Genomic DNA, 2,233 nt, shown 5'->3' on the forward strand with positions numbered 1-2,233 from the left:
GACCCGCCCCACCCTCAGGAGACTGATCTGTCCACCCGTGCGATCATCGCCCGCCCCACCGCCGACGGGTACGCCGGCATGTACGTCCACTTCGACGGCTACCCCGACAGCAAACTCCCGCTGCTCCTGGCCGCCTACCAGCACCGGTTCGCCGGTGACCTGGAGGCGATGGCCCGGCACCTGATCGACGAGGTCCACCACGGCTGGGACGAGCTGGGCACAGACCTCCTCGACGGCACCCCCGCCGCCCTGCGCCGCTCCCTGACCGGAGGCCAGGAGTACTCCAGCCGCCAACTCACCAACGTGTACAGCGCCGACGGCACCCCGGCCGAACGCGAACTGATCACACAGGACGGCACCGACGACCTGGAGTGGGCCTACGTCCTGCACGAGCACGGCATCGAAGTGATCGCCCTGCGGGCGTACGACCGTGGCCCCGTCGTCGCCTGGGACACCGACCCGCGCGGCGTCATCGGTGCCGATCCGGGCGCCTGGCATCCGGATTCCCGGGCCCCGATCGTCCCGCCGCGCTTCATGCCCCACTTGTCCACCACCGTGCCCGTCACCGGGCCGACGTCAGCGCCCCAAAGGGTCGCCCGCCGATAGCCCCCGGCCACTCTGCACCGATCCGCCGCCTGCCCGGAGAACCCTCTGACACCGCGCCCCCGCCCGAAGATCACCGTGGTCATCGCCACCCAACTCCGCCCGGAACGGCTGGCGTTCCTCGTGTCCCTGCATGCCAGCCTGTGCCGGCAGAGTGTCCCGTGGGAGGCCGTCGTCGCCCTCGACGGCGCCGACCCCGCCCGGCTTCCCGCCGCCCTCGCCGCCGACCCCCGAGTCCGCGTCCTCGCCCTTCCGCGCCCGGTCGGCGCGGCCTGCGCCCGAAATCTGGCGCTCAACGAGGTGCGCACCGAGTACGTCAACTGGGCCGACGACGATGACGAGTTCACCGACCACGCCATGGCGCTGCGCCTGCGCGTCCTGGAGGAGACCGGGGTCGGCTGGTGCGCCGGATACAGCCAGGACCTTTACGCCGAGGGCGCCACCGCCCTGTGGCGGTGCCCGACGCCGCCGGGCCGGCACGAGGCCGGGGACGTGTGGGCGTACTGGAAGGACCCGGCCGACACCATCCCGCTCGGCCCCACCACCCTCCTGGCCCGGACCGGCCTGGTGCGCGCGGCCCCGATGGGCGGGCTGGTCCAGGGCGAGGACTACTGCGCCCTCGCGATCACATGCCTCGCCCCTGGAATCCTGCTGCCCGTTCCGGTCTACCGGTACCGCAAGCACGCCGGGCAGATGACCGCACAGGTCTCGTACGACGAGTTGGAGGCGAAGGCCCGGGTCTTCGCCCACCGGTTCGGCGCCAGCCTGCGCGCCGCGTCGCTTTCCCTTCGCGATGCCGACTCCGCCACCACGTAGTTGGGCACCCGCCTTCGTCGCGCCCCGCTCCCCCATCCATCCCATCGGAAAAGCCCATGCCCAACGACCCCGCCAAGGACAGGCCCCGGGAGAAGCTCCTCATCTCTCCCCGCTATCTTGCCGCCAGTCTCCCCAGCGACCACCACCTGCTCCTGGACGTCTTCGCCGAGGACTCCGCATGGAGCGTGCACACCGACGACTCGTCGTTGACCGTCACGAGCCCGTGCCGGCGCATCACGATCCGCCATGACCAGACAGCCGTGGGGCGAGACGCGCATCTGGTGATCTCGGCCCGCACCAACGCACAAGCGCCGGAGCGCTGGCGGACGAACATCAACGGCAATGTGCCGATCGAGTTCCTCTCCACGCTCATCGGCACCCTGGCAGCTGAACTGGCCGCCGACCCGGATCACGTCGTCTACGGCATCGGCGCCGAGCCGAGCTTGCTTGAGCTGTACGTCGACATCGACTCCTGGAGCTACTTCGACGACTTCGGGCTCTCCGGATTCATCTCGCACGACGGGCACGCCGCCGTGGTCGGCCGACCTCCGGACTCACCCGCGCCGCCCATCCACGGAGACGCATCCATCACCTGGCACCTGGCCGCCTCCCCGGACAGCCTCGGTCACCTGTGGGACATCTCGTTCACGGAGAAGACGCCGGCCTTCCTCATGCACGCGGTCGTCGCCGACACCCTGGACCCTCGGCCCACTCTGCGCTCCACAGCCCTCCCGTTCCCCAAAGCCGTCGTCCCCCTGGTGACCATCGAACGCGTCCCGTCCCCGGCCCGTCACCCCTCGGCGCAGCCTTCGCA

The 2,233-nt window shown here is 70.8% G+C and carries 3 protein-coding genes; all 3 read left to right on the plus strand.

Annotated features, from left to right (window positions below; translation table 11 throughout):
* On the plus strand, nt 1-606 hold a 606-nt coding region (locus AC31A1_RS50415), incomplete at its 5' end, for a hypothetical protein (protein WP_489659751.1).
* Nucleotides 607-681: 75 nt separating this feature from the next.
* Complete coding sequence (locus AC31A1_RS50420; protein WP_489659752.1) at nt 682-1,419, plus strand: glycosyltransferase family 2 protein; 738 nt, start codon at nt 682-684, stop codon at nt 1,417-1,419.
* Between the two features lie 56 nt (nt 1,420-1,475).
* On the plus strand, nt 1,476-2,233 hold a 758-nt coding region (locus tag AC31A1_RS50425; protein ID WP_489659753.1), incomplete at its 3' end, for an SPDY domain-containing protein.

Source organism: Streptomyces sp. P5F9 (assembly GCF_057961495.1).